A 667-nucleotide genomic window follows, 5' to 3' on the forward strand; every position below is an offset into this window, starting at 1 on the left:
AGATTGGTAAATAGAGTGTTCAGGTCGGTCATTTTTCTACTCCTATTGAGTGAGATATTTCAATATTTATGTTTTGAAATATAGCCGTAAAAATTTTACTTGCCAAGAAAAATTTTGACTAGATTGTTGACATTATTTTTTTACTAATTTGTAAAAATGGAATTATATTTTAAATTTAATTAAAAATATCTAAAAATATTTCATTAAATAGATTTAAATAAAAATAAAATGCCGAGTAATTAAACTAGAAAATGTTGAAAATTTTTTTGTAAAAATTTAATTCAGCTCAAAAATTTCTGTAAATTAGTGCGGAATTGTCAAAATTGTTAATGAGTGTACTACGCGAATATAGGGAAGATTACCTCATTGAAGACAGAGAGGCAGGCCGTCTGAAAATTCGGTACAATACACACGAAATTCCCACAACACATACATTAAGGAAACACATGAAAGCCTATCACGACCTTATGCGCCATGTTCTCGACAATGGCATCGACAAATCCGACCGTACCGGCACCGGCACGCGTTCCGTGTTCGGTTACCAAATGCGTTTTGATTTGAGTGAAGGCTTTCCGCTGTTGACCACCAAAAAACTGCATCTGCGCTCGATTATTCATGAGCTGCTTTGGTTTCTCAAAGGCGATACCAACATCAAATACCTGAAAGA

The 667-nt window shown here is 33.7% G+C and carries 1 protein-coding gene; it reads left to right on the forward strand.

Annotated elements, in window-relative coordinates:
• Positions 1-446: 446 nt before the first annotated feature.
• Positions 447-667, forward strand: a 221-nt coding sequence (gene thyA, locus ACTHSP_RS21215; protein ID WP_440346909.1) for a thymidylate synthase, incomplete at its 3' end; no start/stop codon positions are given.

The sequence above is a fragment of the Neisseria sp. P0001.S005 genome (assembly GCF_051963715.1).